Source organism: Dyadobacter sp. BE31, assembly GCF_031457695.1.
GTDB lineage: Bacteria > Bacteroidota > Bacteroidia > Cytophagales > Spirosomataceae > Dyadobacter.
In genome coordinates, this window is sequence record NZ_JAVDXA010000003.1 from 1,005,015 (window position 1) to 1,020,388 (window position 15,374).

Annotated in this window: 11 protein-coding genes; 2 read left to right on the forward strand and 9 right to left on the reverse strand. The window is 53.4% G+C overall.

What is annotated here, in order from left to right:
* The first annotated feature begins 147 nt into the window (after positions 1-147).
* The gene (locus J2Y43_RS19835) at positions 148-3,252 is read left to right on the forward strand and encodes a TonB-dependent receptor (protein WP_309986162.1); all 3,105 of its coding nucleotides are present in this window, start codon (positions 148-150) and stop codon (positions 3,250-3,252) included.
* A gap of 15 nt (positions 3,253-3,267) precedes the next feature.
* Positions 3,268-4,638, forward strand: a complete 1,371-nt coding sequence (locus J2Y43_RS19840; RefSeq protein ID WP_309986163.1) for a RagB/SusD family nutrient uptake outer membrane protein — start codon at positions 3,268-3,270, stop codon at positions 4,636-4,638.
* 121 nt (positions 4,639-4,759) lie between these two features.
* Here J2Y43_RS19840 and J2Y43_RS19845 read toward each other — a convergent pair whose 3' ends face one another.
* The 9 genes from J2Y43_RS19845 to J2Y43_RS19885 all read right to left on the reverse strand — a co-directional run bounded on the left by J2Y43_RS19845 (position 4,760) and on the right by J2Y43_RS19885 (position 15,198).
* Entirely contained in the window at positions 4,760-6,538 is a 1,779-nt protein-coding gene (locus J2Y43_RS19845; protein WP_309986166.1) for a RagB/SusD family nutrient uptake outer membrane protein, read from the reverse strand.
* Positions 6,539-6,559: 21 nt separating this feature from the next.
* On the reverse strand, positions 6,560-10,075 hold the full coding sequence (locus J2Y43_RS19850) for a TonB-dependent receptor (RefSeq protein WP_309986168.1): 3,516 nt from the start codon (positions 10,073-10,075) through the stop codon (positions 6,560-6,562).
* 210 nt (positions 10,076-10,285) lie between these two features.
* Positions 10,286-11,257 (reverse strand): FecR domain-containing protein, encoded by a 972-nt coding sequence (locus tag J2Y43_RS19855; protein WP_309986171.1) that lies wholly within the window; start codon positions 11,255-11,257, stop codon positions 10,286-10,288.
* Between the two features lie 90 nt (positions 11,258-11,347).
* Complete coding sequence (locus J2Y43_RS19860; protein ID WP_309986175.1) at positions 11,348-11,911, reverse strand: sigma-70 family RNA polymerase sigma factor; 564 nt, start codon at positions 11,909-11,911, stop codon at positions 11,348-11,350.
* Between the two features lie 165 nt (positions 11,912-12,076).
* On the reverse strand, positions 12,077-13,186 hold the full coding sequence (locus tag J2Y43_RS19865) for a serine hydrolase domain-containing protein (protein WP_310226587.1): 1,110 nt from the start codon (positions 13,184-13,186) through the stop codon (positions 12,077-12,079).
* A 96-nt stretch (positions 13,187-13,282) separates the two neighbouring features.
* Positions 13,283-13,849, reverse strand: a complete 567-nt coding sequence (locus J2Y43_RS19870; RefSeq protein ID WP_309986179.1) for a dihydrofolate reductase family protein — start codon at positions 13,847-13,849, stop codon at positions 13,283-13,285.
* Between the two features lie 93 nt (positions 13,850-13,942).
* On the reverse strand, positions 13,943-14,452 hold the full coding sequence (locus tag J2Y43_RS19875) for an SRPBCC domain-containing protein (protein WP_309986181.1): 510 nt from the start codon (positions 14,450-14,452) through the stop codon (positions 13,943-13,945).
* Entirely contained in the window at positions 14,449-14,769 is a 321-nt protein-coding gene (locus J2Y43_RS19880) for a helix-turn-helix transcriptional regulator (RefSeq protein WP_106594777.1), read from the reverse strand. Before J2Y43_RS19880 ends, J2Y43_RS19875 begins: the two co-directional genes overlap by 4 nt.
* 48 nt (positions 14,770-14,817) lie before the next feature.
* Positions 14,818-15,198, reverse strand: coding sequence for a MauE/DoxX family redox-associated membrane protein (locus tag J2Y43_RS19885; RefSeq protein ID WP_309986185.1), 381 nt, complete (start codon positions 15,196-15,198; stop codon positions 14,818-14,820).
* Between the last annotated feature and the right edge of the window lie 176 nt (positions 15,199-15,374).

Consider the following 15,374-nt stretch of genomic DNA (forward strand, 5'->3'; position numbering starts at 1 on the left):
TGCGCCTCAAAATATTATATTTTTTCTAAGCATAATAACAAAATAAATCGTTATAAAAATTCAATAATATCATAACAAAATTTGGTTATTTCATCTACGGCAATATATTTGTTTGTAGTAACCAAAAATAACCAAACCTAACTTGTTATGAGAAGAATTTTTCCGCTAATGCTTCTGGCATGGCTGGCTTGCTGGCTCCCTGTGGCGGCACAGGGCGTCAGGATTACCGGCAAGGTAACCACCAGTGATGACGCCTCACCTTTGCCGGGCGCGTCGGTGCAGCTCAAAGGCACCAACGTCGGTACCCAGACTGATTCGGAAGGAAGTTATGCGATCGAGGTGCCGTCTGCCAATTCCGTGCTCGTATTCAGTTTCGTGGGAATGGTGGCGCAGGAAATTGCCGTGGCCAACCAGAGTACCATCGACGTGAAACTTTCAAGCGACGTCCGGAGCCTCAGCGAAGTGGTCGTGACCGGCTACGGTTCGCAGATCAAACGCGACGTTACCGGCAATATCGCCCAGGTGAAAGGCACCGAAATCCAGAATATGCCCGTCGCGAGCGTCGATGCGGCCATTCAGGGAAGGGCAGCCGGGGTGTATGTCAACAGCGGCACGGGCAAGCTCGGGCAGGCGATCAACGTGCGCGTGCGGGGCAATTCTTCCATCAGCGCGAGCAGCCAGCCGCTGTATGTGGTCGACGGAATGCCCGTTACCACGGCCGACCTGAGCAACAATGGCGGATCCACCAATCCCTTGTCGGACATCAACTCCAACGACATCGAATCCATCGAAATCCTGAAAGATGCCTCCGCGGGGGCTATTTACGGTTCGCGCGCGGCCAATGGGGTCGTGCTGATCACGACCAAGCGTGGAAAGGCCGGGAAGACCAACGTGAGCCTGAACTACCAGCTGGGTTCCTCGGAAGCGACGCGCCGTGTGAAGTTTCTCAATGCGGATGAATACGTGAAGTTTTACACGATGGCGGCCAATAACCGCGACCGTATAGACGGTACCGATACCCAGGACCCCGATTCCTACACCCAATACATGCTCGGGGCGGGCGGCTTCCTCGAATATTACAGCCTGGGAACCTACAACACACCTCAGCAGCAGAATTATTCCTGGCAGGACCAGGCATTCCAGAAAGGCCCGATGCAGCAGCTCGACCTGCAAGTCAACGGCGGAAGCGAAAAAACGAAGTTTTTCCTTTCGGGGCAATACCTGGATCAGACCGGTACATTGGTAGGGAACAAGCTCGAACGCATTTCCGGGCGGATGAACCTTGATCACCAGGCTTACAAATGGTTGCAGGTGGGATTGTCGATGGGCCTGGCACGTACGGTGAACCGCCGGTTGCCGGGGGATAATGCATTTTCCAACCCGTTGCAAATGGCTGCATTGACCCCGCTGACGCCTTTCACCGATCCTAAAACGGGGCTGCCCACCGGAACACCTCCCGGCGATGTGAATGTGCCGCTGTACTTCAACCCGATGATCTCGATCAACTATGCGAAATTCGAAGCGACCTCGTTCCGTAACCTGACAAATGCCTATGCCCAGATCAACATCCTGCCGGAACTGAAATTTCGCAGCGAACTGGGTATCGACCTTCTGAACCAGAATGAGGAAGGGTATTACCAAAGCCAGAATGTGCGGAATGTGAGCACGGCCAGCAGCGGCTTGGGTAATAACTATGCCACATTTGTGACCAACTACAATACCAACAATTTCTTCTCCTATGACAAGACGCTTGGCCTGCACGGGATCGGGGCTACGTTGGGGATGTCGTACCAGCAATCGCAGCGGAAACTGAGCTTCGTGGAAGGCACGCAGTTCCCGTCCGATTCGTATAAAAAGATCGCGAGCGCGGCTACCAAGTCGGATGGAAGTACTTCGGAAACCAATTTCCGCTTCTTATCCTATTTCCTGCGGATGAACTACAAGTTTGCCGACAAATACCTGTTATCGGCAAGTGCGCGTATCGATGGTTCATCACGTTTCGGGGTCAATTCACGTTATGGTTTCTTCCCTTCGGCGTCGTTGGGCTGGGTGGTTACCGAGGAGGGTTTTCTCAAAAACAACAATGTGCTCAGCTTCCTGAAACTGCGCGGCAGCTACGGCTCGACGGGGAACTCCGAGATCGGGGATTTTCCGCAGTTGGGGCTTTTTGCCGGGGATGCCGGCTATGCAGGCTCGGCAGGGCAGCGCCCGTCGCAGATCGGCAACCCGAACCTGAAATGGGAGACCACCCGCCAGGCTGATTTCGGCATCGATTTCGGTTTGTTCAACAACCGGATCAACGGGGAGATCGATTATTATGTCAAAAAAACGAACGGACTGCTCCTCGAAGTGAATGTGCCTGCGACCTCGGGCTTTTCGGTTCAGTACGCCAACGTAGGCAAGCTGGAAAACAAGGGGTTTGAATTTGTATTGAATACCCAAAATACCGTGGGTGCATTCCGCTGGACAACCTCGCTGAACGTGGCTAACAATAAGAACAAAGTGACGGACATCCAGGGCCAGGTGATCGAAGGCGGTATCCGCAGCATGAGCCGTGTTATGGAAGGTCAGCCTGTGGGTGTGTTTTACACCGTCGAGTATGCCGGTGTAGACCGCGCGAACGGAAATGCATTGTTCTACAAAAATACGCCGAATCCCGACGGGACGGTCGACAGGTCCACGGTTACCAATAGCGGCTATAACAGCGCACAGCGTGTCGTGGCCGGCAACCCGAACCCCAAGTTTGTGGGTGGGATCACCAACACCTTTTCCTACAAAGGGATCGATTTGAGCGTTTTCTTTAATGGCGTTTCCGGTAATAAGATCAACTTCTATGGGGTAGGGCAGTACTCGTCGGCCAACGGGATCTATGAGGACAACCAAACGGCCGATCAGATGAATGCCTGGACGCCCGAGAATCCCGATACCGACGTGCCCGAGGCGCGTTTCTACCGGGGTAATGGTAACCAGGCATCCACGCGCTACATTTTCAATGGTTCGTACCTCCGGCTGCGGTCAATCACGCTGGGTTATAACCTGCCTACCGAACTGGTGCGCCGCATTAAAATGGAAAAAGTGCGGGTGTATGTCTCGGCACTCAACCTGGCTACTTTCACCAACTACAAAGGCTGGGACCCCGAGGTTAACACCGATGACCTGAGCGAGAAGGACAGCAAGTTCGCGCTGGGTAACGACTTTTACACCGCTCCTCAGCCGCGCACATTGCTGGTTGGCATCAATGTCGGATTTTAACATTGCATTCTCATCATGAAAAAGAACAGATATATTATACCGGCCTTGCTGTCAGCCATGCTGATGGCTACGGGCTGCGACAACAGGCTGGACGTACAGCCGACCCAAAGTATCGACGAAAATGTGGCCCTGGGTACTTCCCGCGACGTTGAGGTGACGCTCATCGGGTGTTACGACGGCTTGCAGGATGTGGATGTGTACGGGGGGGCATTCCAATATGCGTCCGAACTGCTCGGCAATTCCGACGAGCTGGGCTTCGGCGGTACGTTTCAGAACCTGCTCGAAATGTACAACAAGGAGATGACCACCAACAATGCGACCGCCACCACTACATGGCGCGATTCGTACGTGGCGATCAATCGTTGCAACAATGTACTTTCGGCGCTCGATATTGTCGACGAAGACAAGCGTGCCCGCATCGAGGGCGAAGCCCGGTTCATTCGCGGTTCGATCTACTTTGACCTGGTAAGATTGTATGCCAAAACCTGGGGGGACGGCGATAATGCTTCGAATCCCGGCGTTCCTTTGGTGTTGAAGCCTACGCGCGGCGTTACCGATGCCGATAAAATACCCCGCAATGCGGTAGCGGAAGTGTATGCGCAGGTATTGGAAGATCTTACCAAAGCCAAATCGCTGTTGCCTGAAAGCAATACCATTTACGCCACCAAATATGCGGCGTCGGCACAGCTCTCGCGTGTGTACCTGATGCAGGGCAACTACGCGGCTGCGCGCGACGAAGCCAACGAGGTGATTACATCGGAGGCATTCTCGCTTAATCCGACATTCGAATCACTCTTTTTTACATTTCTTGACAATGGCGGGGCTAATCCGGAAGAGTACATTTTCTCGATGATCGTCACCCAGCAGGACGGTACCAATGACATGAACACATTCTTTGGAACCACCATTTCGGCAATCCCGGGAACTGCGGGCCGTGGCGATATTCGTGTGCTGGCCAAACACCGGGGCCTGTACGAAACCGGAGACAAAAGAGGGGCATTTTTTGTGACTACCAACAACACATTTACCCGGAAACACCTCGATAAATTCGGTAATGTGCTGCAATTCCGCCTCGCGGAAATGTACCTGACCCGTGCGGAAGCAAACCTGCGGCTCAATAGCCAGACAGGCGCCACACCGCTGGCCGACCTGAACTTGATCCGCACCCGGGCCGGTCTGAAAGCGGCTACCACGGTTACGATAGAATCGGTGCTGAAAGAGCGGCATTTGGAACTCGCATTCGAAGGCCATACGCTGCACGACCTCAAACGCACGCGGCAGAATGTGGGTGCTTTGCCCTATAATTCACCCAAGCTGATCATGCCCATTCCGCAGCGGGAAATGGACGTGAACAAACAGCTGGTGCAAAATCAAGGTTACAATTAACAGATTAGCCGGATTCTGGAATCAGAAGTGGTCCTTTTCTTGAATCAAATAAAATGCCGAACGGTGACAGATATATTCTGCTAGCGTTCGGCATTTTGGCGTTTTTTCAGGGAGACCTTCCTTAGTTATATCCCGGGTTTTGTTTGAGCAACGGCGCCCCGTTCACGACGCTCATATCGATCTGATACTGCGGGATCGGGAAGTAGTTGTTTTTACCGTCCAGGTATTTGCCGCCGGCGAGGTCGGAGGTGATTTTGGATTCGTAGCCGAAATAGGCATTAATGGTCGTATTGGCCTTGCCCCAACGCACGAGGTCGAAAAAGCGGTGACCTTCCATAGCCAGCTCGATGCCCCGTTCGTAATAAATCGCGTCGAGTACGCCGTCCTTGCCTTTGGCCGCCAACGTGCCGGCAGGGTAGGGCTTAATCACATAGTTAGCGGCCGGGGTGCCCGAGAAGCCTCCCAGCGGGTTGGAATCGTTGGTGTATTTGTACAGCCAGCCGGTTTTGTCCGCAGCGCGACTTCTTACTTTGTTTACATACTCCTCCGCTTTGGCCAGGCTTCCTCCATTGGCTTCGGCTTCCGCCGCCAGCAATAGCACATCGGCGAAGCGGATAACCAGTACATTGATCGCGTTCCCCGGCGCCCACGAGCTGAGGTCGGCGTAGAGGTCCTGCGTTTTCTGCCGGTGAATGTTCTTTTTAGGTGCATAGGGGCCGCCGTAGGGTTGGTCGCGCACCCAGTTCATGCCCGGGTAAATGCCCCAGTCGTGGTAAGGGATGCCGCGGCGGCCGACGGTCCAGTCCAGGCGCGGGTCCAGGTTACCGGCGTCGGGCGTGAATGCCGTAGCCGAAGTGAGGCCCATGTCGTTTTTAACGGCGTGACTGTTGAAATCAGTCAGGTAGGGCAGCCCGCCGGCATCGGTGCGGTACATGTTCACGAGCATTTGCGTAGGCTGGAAAAAACCGCAGCAGCTGAACGGCGCTCCGGTTCCGTAAGGGAAGTTGAGCATACCGCCCTGATTGGCGTTGGTAATATCCAGCGTCCCGTCGTTGGCTACCATTTGTATCGCAAATACCGACTCCGCATTGTTTTTAGTGGCCGCATCGAAGTTGTCCTTGAACGAAACGAGGTCGTATTTCAGGCCATTGGTAGTCACGCCATTGGCGATCACGTCGGTAAAAACCTTTACGGCGTCAGCGTATTTTTTCTGATACAAATAGGTTTTACCCAAATAGGCCCCCGCAGCCCATTTGTTGGCCCTTCCCACCAGGGTTTGCGTGGCGGGCAGCTGCTCATAGGCCGCTTTGAAATCCGCTTCGATCAGCGGCCAGATGTCCTTGTCGTTGGGCTGGTTGAAATCGGTGGTGGTTTCGTCGATCCAGGGTACCATATTCCACATTTTCTTCAATTCGAAATAGTAATGTGCCCGCAGGAAACGTGCCTGGGCTTCGATGTTGGTCTTATTCTCCGCCGAAACGTCGGTAGCCAGAGCGAGGACTTTCAGCACGGTGTTGGCCCTCGAAACGCCTTCGTACAATGCCTTCCATTTGCTGTTGAAAAAGCCATTGTCGGCCCCGGTGCTGAACGTAGCAATGGCGCTGATGGGCGTCTGGTCGCCGCCGTCGCTGCCTTTATGCGCATCGCCACCGGGAATGGCACCGTACACCCAGTTGTCGGGCGGTGATTCCCAGCCGCTGCCGCCGGTGAAATCGCCCTGGCCGTCGAGTGCGGCGTAGGCGCCCGTGAGCAGGCCGTCGATGCCTTTTGCATTGGCGAGTACATCGTCACCCAATGCACCTTGCACCGGTTTGTCCAGGAAGTCGTCCTGGCAGGCCTGCAACATTGTCAAACCGCCGATCCAGCAGAGAACGGCTATATATTTCATGAACTTCTTCATATCGCGTTGCTTGGAGATGGGTTAAAAAGTGAGGTTCAGGCCAATGGTGTATTGGCGGGAAGAAGGATAGGAACCTTCGTCGATGCCGAACACGGTAGGATTGCCGCTCGCATTCCGGCTCACTTCCGGGTCAAGTCCCGAATAGCCGGTGATGGTGAACAGGTTGGTCGCTTGCAGGTACACGCGGAACTGCTGTGCGCGGATCTTCTTCATCAGCGGGGCAGGGAATGTATATCCGATTTGCAGGTTCTTCGCACGCAGGTAAGAGCCGTCTTCCACGAAATACGAGTTGGGCACATTAATGGTGCTGAACGAGCTGGAATTCTCCTGGATTGGTGCTTTGGCATTGTGGTTTTCCGGTGTCCAGGAGTCGTACAATGCGGTTTTACTTTTCGCTCCCGAGCGCGATGAGTTGAAATCGCTCCACCAGCGGGTCTGGTTCCAGAGCTGGTTGCCCTGAACGCCATAGAGGAACAGGCTGAAATCGAAGCTTTTGTAATTCAAACCGATATTAAGGCCATAGCTGAAATCCGGGTTGGGGTTGCCGAGCATCTGGCGGTCGGCAGCGGTGATCTGGCTATCGCCATTGATATTCTCATACCGGAACCGTCCCACCGAGGCGCCATCCTGGTACACGGCATTCGGGTCGCCGGTTTGCTTTACAGCCTCCGCATTGGCCGTCGCGATCTCTTCTTGCGAATTCCAGAAGCCGATCACTTTGTAGCCGAAGAACTGGCCGATGGAGTTTCCCACGCGGTTGCGCACAATGGAGGCGCCGTCGAAACCCCGGCCTTCCAAATCGAAATAATTGGTGCTGTTGGTGACCTTTTTGATTTTGTTATTGTAGGTCGTTAAAGTCAGTGTCGCATTCAGTTTCAGGTCGCTCGTCAGATCGAATTTGGAATCGATTTGCAGGTCGATCCCCCGGTTTTTCATCTGACCTATATTCACATACGGTACTGAGCCGCCGCCTGCCGTTCCGATCAGCGCCGGGTTGAAGAGCAAATCCTTGATTTCTTTGACATAATAATCCGCGATCACATCCAGCCTGCCTTTGAAGAACGTAGCGTCGATACCGATGTTGGTACTGATATTCTTTTCCCAAACGGCGTTCGGGTTGCCGATCTGGCTTTTTTCGAAACCTTCCAATGCGCCCGAGCCGCTGGTACCGCCAAGGTCGTAGTAAGAGCTGCGGCGGTTGGAGCTGTAAGTGGTGAATGCGTTACCCGAAGTGACGTTGATCTGGTTACCCATGATCCCGTAGTTGGCCCGGAGTTTCAGGTCGTCTATCCACGTCAGGTTGCGCATGAAATCCTCGCGCGAAATGCGCCAGCCTGCGCTTACGGCCGGGAAGAATCCATAACGCTCATTGATGAACTTGGAAGAACCGTCGCGGCGGATGATGGCCCCGAAGAGGTATTTGTCGTTATAAATGTAATCCAGGCGGCCGATGAGCGAATACAAGGCGTCCGCGGAACGGCTGCTCGAATTGGTACGCGTGCCGGAGCCGGTGCCCAGGTTCATATAGTTAGGGTCAAAAGAGAAATATCCCTGCGTGCTGCCGCCCACTTCGTAATACTTGCCGCTGTAAGCTTCGGTACCTGCGGCTACGGTCAGGTCATGTTTGCCCATCGTTTTGTGGAAAGTCAGCAAATTGGTCCACGTCCAGTTAAAGCCGGAATAGGAGCCTTCTGTGTAGGTGTTGGTGTTGCTGTTTTCCTTGTTTTCGTAGGTGGGGAATGCAAATGAGCTCCATCTGCCCGAATAATTCTCGCCGCCGAAACTGGTACGGAATGTAAAATCTTTGAAAAGGTCGAATTCGGCGAAAACATTACCGAACAGGCGATTGTCCAGCCCTTTGTCGTAGCGGGTGCGGTCGCGCATGGCCACAGGGTTGAACGCGTCGCCCATGCCAGAGGCGCGGCTGCCCGCGTAGTTGCCCATAATGTCGTGTACAGGCACAATAGGCTGCATACGGAAAGAGAATGCAATGGCCGAGCCGCCGTCCGACAGGCTGGATTTAGGGTTGTCGGAAATGGAATAGGCCAGGTTTTCACCAATGCGCACGTGCTTGCCGATGTTGTACTGGCTGTTCGACCGGAGCGTGTAGCGTTTCAGGTAAGTGTTGGTCAGGGCGCCCTGCTGGTTGAAATAATTCAGGGAAAACAGGTAGTTGCCCTGATCGCTGCCCCCGCTGAGTGAGATATTGTGACTTGTGGAAGGCGCCGGTTTAAATATCTCGTGAAACCAGTCGGTGCCGTTTTTGTTGGCCTTTACAATCTGGTTAAACGTATTGAAATCATCTACCGAAGTGTAGTTCGGGTTCACGTAATACAGGTTCGGGTTAGTTCGTGGGTCACCTTCCGATGCGCCTGCGGGCAGAATGTAGTCGGGCAGAACGGGAGAGGTGCCGTAGCCGTACTGGTCGTCGCCCACGGTGAGTCCGGAGTTTTTCTGCACCTGGAATTTGAGCTGGGCCTGTTCCTGTGGCGTCAGGGTATTCCATACATTGCCCCCCGGAGGTGTCTGCACCCCGAACCACGCACTGTAATTAACCTTAACCTTATCTTTTCCTTTTTTAGTAGTTATGATAATCACCCCGTTGGCCGCTCTCGAACCGTAAATGGACGCCGAGCCGGCATCTTTCAGCACCTGCATGGATGCAATGTCGTTCGTGTTCAGGTCGGAAATGGAAGTGGTAGGAACACCGTCGACCACGTACAGCGGCGAGTTGTTACCAAATGTATTCAACCCGCGGATGCGCACCTGCGGTGTTTCACCCGGCTGCCCCGAACTGAGAATGGTAACCCCCGAAGCGCGGCCCTGCAACTGGTTCGCAACCTGCCCGTCGGGTGTTTGTTTCAACTGCTCCACATCCACAACGGACACCGCACCGATCAAATCCTTCTTGCGCTGCGCGCCATAGCCGGTCACGACGAGTTCGCTCAATGTCGAAACGTCGGGTTTCAGGGCTACGTCCACGCTGGTACGCGCGCCTACCATCACTTCCTGCGCCACAAAACCAATAAAGCTGAATATCAGAATGGATTCGTCGCCGGCAATGTCGATGGTATAGTTGCCCTCCACGTCGGTCATGGTGCCTTCGTTGGTCCCTTTTACGCGGATCGCCACCGAAGGCAGCGCCTCGCCCTTTTCGTCGGTTACTTTTCCTTTCACCGGCCGGGCCAGCGTTTGCGTTACCGGCACTATTTCACGCAGGATTTCCGTCTTCGGCCGTTCGGTAATCCCGATCATGTTGCCTACCTGCCTGAATTCCAGGCTTGTCTGCTTCTCGATCATTTTCAGGATCGCCGGAACCGGCTGTCCCAGTGCGTAAATGGTGATTTCGGGTGCTTTGCGCACCAGCTTCTCGTCGAAAGCGAAAGTGAGACCGGTTTGTTGCTCGATCTGCCTCAGGACTGTCTTTACCCGGGTTTGCCGCATATCCATGCTGACGTGCTGGGCCTCCGTAGGCCCGGCCATGAGCAAGGCGGTTGTCAGGACATTAATACCCAGTATTAGCGTAGAAATGCGCATACATTTTTTGAATAAGGGGAGTCCCTTATGGTAATAATTCACCATATTTGTCTGATGTTTAATGGTTAAGCTGTTAAACCGCGTCCACCCGCCATTCATGGTTCCAAGCATTGCCTGGCAGGGGACAACCGATACCGGGGACATTCGCAGTGTTCCCGGTATTCACCAGACCAGCCTTCCTGGAAAGCCAGCCCGTATTTTTTGTTCTTCCTATCTGATTACTATCGTGCTGTCGTTTAGTTGTGAATAATTGAAATTCTTGGAGAAGCCCAGGACTTTCAGCACATCGTTCATAGGCTGGTCGTCGAGGGTAAGCGATATTTTTTCGGCAGAAAGTCCCGGTTTTTCGATGACAATATGCTGGTTATATTTTCTTTCCAATGCGTGCAGTACTTCCACCAGCAGTTCATCCTCGAACACCATCCGGTTGTCCTTCCAAGGCGCGATGGCCGGTTTGCTGATCTCGTTTACCTGGATTTTCTGCGTTTTTTCAGGGACGACGGCCTGTTCGGCGGGTAACAGCATGAGAGCGGGTTGCCCCGGATTGTCGCGTACCTGCACGCCTACCTTGCCTGTCTTCACTGTTACCTTGATGTCCGGATCGTTTTTATAGGCTTTCACGTCGAATGAAGTTCCCAGCACGGTAATGTCCAGTGTTTTGGCGTGTACGATGAAGGGCTTGGCCTTATCGTGGGCGATGTCGAAGAATGCCTGTCCCTCGCGTAACACCACTTCGCGGGTTTTCCCTTTGAATGCGACGGGATAGCTGAGTGCCGAACCTGCATTGAGCCAGATATGCGAACCGTCGGGCAGGTTCACCCGCACGGTCTTGCCCAATGGCGCGGTTACCAGCCTGACGTCGCCTGTGGCGGGCTTACGTTCGTGGGTCCACAGCCAAAATCCGATCAGGACGATTGCCGCAGCAGCCGAAGACCAGGTAGTGAACCTTTGAATCCAGCCGAACCGTTTCGAAGGCTTGTGTTGCTGCTGCCGGCTTCGCAGGTTGGCGTGCATCCGGTCGCGGACTTCGGCGGCATCTTCTGCCTTTGGCGTAGCGACGATCTCCGGGCTCTGGTCGTCGGCGAGCCGGTCGTACCACTCGTGCAATAGCTGTTTTTCTTCTTCCGAGGCGGTTCCTTCGAAGAATTTCCTGGCAAGCAATCTGATGTATTCCTGTGTCATTGCAAAGCGGATTGACCCTTTGCAACACATAGAGGGGAGAAGCGGGGAAAACCCCTTAGTAGGGCGGTAAGTTTTTTTGGCCGCAGGCCCTCAAAGCAGCAATGCCACTACGTTACTCAGGCTTGCGCGGACGATTTTTAATGCTTTGGTCAGATGTGCCTCGGCGGTTTTGGGGGAGATGTTCAGTTCTTCGCAGACGTCGGGCAGGGAGCGGTCGTGTAATTTGTTGTACTGGAATACGAGCCTGCATTTTTCGGGCAGGCGGTTGGTGAGGTTGGTAATGATTTCGAGCAGCAGGCGGTTTTCAATCTCCTGGTCCATTGATACCGAAGGCACAGCCTCGTACCGGATCGATTGTTCGATTTCTTCGGCCTGTTTGGATTTGGCCAGGTAACGGTACACCTCGTAACGGAGCATGGCGGCCAGGTAGGGTGCGAGCGATTGTATTTCAAGTGTTTCCCGCTTCATCCACAGGAGCATGAAGGTGTCCTGCGTGATCTCCTCGGCCACAGCCGCGGATTTGACCATCCGGTGGGCGGTGTAGTAAAGCTTATCCCAATACCGGGTGTAGATTTCATCGAACGCCCGTTCCTCACCCTCTCTCAGCAGCGCGGCGAGCTGATCGTCAGGTAAAGTAGGAGGCAGGGTTCTCATGGCAGGTTAGCAGCAAACCAGTTGTTGTTAACCAAATATATGCATTAATACCTTCATAATATTGCTTGATCCTCTAAAAATGCAGAATTAAAACTATGAAATTGAGGTAAAAATGGGTATTGAAGTTTTTAAATTGTAGAATTTCAACATTTTATTCTGTTGAAATTATTTCACGAATAAAGGGTTCAATGCAGCGGCCAGCGCCGGGTGGAAGAGGACATTGCCGCCCGTGTCGCTGTTGGTGAGCATCACAAAGCCCGATTTGCGCTGCACGGAGCCCATCGTAAGGGACCGAAAGCCGGACTGCCCGCCGGAATGCAATATAATGTCGCCGGTGGGACGTTGCCGGATAGCCCAACCTAATGCCCAGGCGTCTGCATCATCCACCTTTTCGCCTTCTTTCAGCCTGATCTGCGGGGTCAGCATTTCGTCGTGGTCTCTTTTGTTCAGCCGGTAAGCATCGGCCGGTTTGGGAGCGAGTACTTCGATGAGAAACTTCGCGTAATCCGCCGATGTGGTGTGCAGCCCGCCCATGGCCGCATAACGCGCCGCATCCGTGGCTTTGGGCTGACTTTTGGGCAACGGCTTGCCGGATACGTCGTGCGGATGGGCCGCGTGGCGCGCGAGGTCGTCATTCCAGACATACCCGCTGGCTTTCATGCCGAATGGAACCAGCAGATTATGTTTCAGAAATGTGTCGATGTCCGTAGCGCAGATATTGACACCCGCCTCATACTCGCCGCAATCGTTGGGATTTTCGCGGCCCGCCAGACGCGTCAATATCGATTGCAGGTACCAGTACCCTTCGCCCGAATAGTCAAATTGTGAGCCGGGCTGAAAGTGGATTTTTAGCGGATCGTCACCCGACCGGACATTCTGAAAGCCCGTCGTGTGTGAAAGTACATGGCGGGCGGTAATGGTGTCGAATCGCGGATCCGCATGGGTGAGGGGCGAGGGAGCATAGCGGCTAAGCGGAGCGTCGAGCCCGATAACCCCTTTTTCGCATTGTTTCAAAACCGCGTAGGCAAAGATCGTCTTGCTCACCGACGCGGCCTCGAATACCGTGTGCCCGTCGACCGGTTCACGCGAGGTGGCGTCTTTCACGCCAAACCCTTTCTGCCAGCTCAGTTTTCCATTTTGGACAATGGCGACCGAAAGGCCGGGAACCGACGCTTCCTGCATGAGCCGGGGGATCAGTTTGGTGAGGGTGGGTATGAGCTGCTCCCCGTCGTAAACCGTTCGCCGGGCGCTGGCCCCTGTCGGAATTAGGCTCATATAGTGGGCTAACCAGGCGGAAAGGGCGACCTGCCCGCTTCCGTGCAAAAATGCGCGACGATCCATACGCAGTCCCGGTGAGGTTGAATGATAGCCTTATCGCTTTGTATAATGCAGCGTAACGACGCCTGAACCGAGCGTTTTCGATTCCTGCAATACCAGATTGCTCATTGGGGCGTCTCTATCGAACAGGCTGATCCCTTCTCCCAATATCACCGGATGCAAAGTCAGCTTGTATTCGTCTATCAGTCCAAGTTTTGTCAAACTTTTGGCCAGACCGGGGCTGCCGAATATGACGAGGTCTTTGCCCGGCTGCTGTTTCAGTTTGTTCACCTCTTCCACCACGTTGTCCCTGATCAGCGTGGTATTGTTCCAATCGGCGCTTGGCAGGGTCGTCGAAAAAACGATCTTGGGGATTTCCTGCACCCATTTCGCGTGCGAGAGCGCGTGGCCGTTCGCGTTAGGGTCGTTCAGTACGGTTGGCCAGTAGCCTTCCATTAAATGGTAAGTATTTTTGCCATACACCGGCGCGCCTACTGTTTTAACCAGTTCATCCGCGAACCGTTGCAGCTCCTCGTTGTAAGACAAAAAGCCGAGGCCGCCGTTCTTATCGCCGGCAAAACCATCGAGGGACATGTGTGCAAATAGAACCAACTTTCTCATTTCAATCGTGTTTCGTCTGTTTTTGAATTAGGGTTTCAATATACAAAACTATTGGCTGGACAGTGACGCTGCCCAGCCAATAAGCCCTGCGTACTATTCCCTTCCAGTCAGCTTAACCAGCAATTCGTCCAGTTTTTCCAGCGTCGCAAGCATGCCTTGTTCCATACCCATCTGAAGTGTCGCTTCCAGATCTTCCAGGGATTTGTAGGTTACTACCGTTTCTACCACCGCGTTTTCGCCTTTGTCGGTGAACGTAACCACCCATTCGGCGCGCGGCAGCGATTCGTTGATTTCGCCTTCTGCATTTGAAAATGCATCAGTGGAAGTGTAAAAATCAATCGGCTGGATTTTAATGTAATCCGTCCAGCCCCAGTATTCGTTGCCGTTTGGTTCTACCATTGCATAATGCCAGTGGCCGCCTTCGCGGAAGTCCATGGACTTGGTTTTGGTAGTGAGCGGCTTGGGCGCAAACCACTGGTCCAGCAGTTCTTTTTTGGTATAACAATCCCACACCAGCTGGCGGCCGGCAAGGAACTCGCGGCGTATGGTCAATGTGTTTTTTACTTTGTCTGCTTCGAAGTCGAATTGAAGGTTGTGTTTCATTGCTGTTGCTTTTTAAGTGTTTCTAAAAGGTTGTCGAGCTGATCGAAACGGCTTTCCCAGATCTTTCGGAACTGTTCCAGCCAGTGATCGATCTCTTTCATTTTATCGATCTGAAGTTTGTAGTAAATCTCGCGGCCCTGTTGCTGAGGCTGGACGAGTTCGCATTCGGTCAGCACTTTCAAATGCTTCGAAACGGCCTGGCGCGTAGTATCAAAATGTTCCGCAATGGCATTGGGTGTCATAGCCTGCACGGCGATCAGTACGATAATTGCCCTGCGGGTCGGGTCGGCGATGGCCTGGAAAATGTCTCTTCTCATGGGATTATCACGGGTAATTTTGTGCAAGATAACTTCACCGGAAGCGCATTATCTGGATACGATCGGCAAATACTTTCCCCAGTTATCGGCGATCACCCACCCGATGACCGCGACGAATATAGCGACGATGGGCAGGCCCGATGGCGCGGCGGTGATATTCGTCAGCAAAACGCCCGCCAATACAGGCAGCAGCACAATGGCGCCGAGCGCCCGCGTTCTGGGAATGGCGAGCAATACGCCACCAGCCATTTCCACGGCGCCTACCAGCGGCATCAGCCAGCCGATCTGGGCGAATGCCATTCCGGTTTTGATCATTTTCTCCGGCAAATCGGCCGGAATGGGCATGTAATGCAGGAATTTGTCCAGGCCCGCATTGATGAACATCAGCCCCGTCAGGAGGCATAGGACGGACAAGATTTTCTGTTTCATAGCTGTTGATTGTTAAAATGTGAAACTGATTGGTTGCAAATATATGCGCAACCGATTGGTTTCACAAGCAAATCCTGAAAATTTTTTTAGAAAATAGCTCACACCAACCTGAGAAGCTTTCAAAACAACACCCAGATAACCTGACTATTCATGACAATACCTGACAACACCTGACT